Consider the following 424-nt stretch of genomic DNA (forward strand, 5'->3'; position numbering starts at 1 on the left):
CTTTAGGTTATTAATTCCTTTGCTGTCGCGTTTTAATTTGCCGTTATAATTGTTTCTGGTAAAATAAATTGTTTTTTCGTCAGGCGAAAATGCCACGCAGGCCTCGTGATACTGTGTCGTAATGTCTTTTCCGAATTTTTCTTTAAAAGTAACGTTTGATTGCGTTTCGCTAATTTTTCCCAATTGCATGTTGAGATAAGGCTGATCGTTCCAGCCGTATTTGCTTGTTTTCACATACGAAGAATCGATTGTTGTGGAGTAGACCAAATCTCCTTTGTAAAACATTGGCCCAAAATCAGAATATGCGGAATTGATTTCAAGATTTTCCAGTACAAATGAAGGTTTAATGTTTTCAATATCTTCAATTGTCACATTTTTGAGCGAATAATTCTGTGCTCGAACATCGGTAGTTTTTTGTTTAGCT

General features: G+C 35.6%; 1 pseudogene. It reads right to left on the bottom strand.

Features of this window, described 5'->3' with window-relative positions:
• A pseudogene (locus ACWA1F_RS23960) lies at positions 1–424 on the bottom strand (OmpA family protein); the annotation flags it as partial.

Source organism: Flavobacterium erigeronis, from assembly GCF_054075165.1.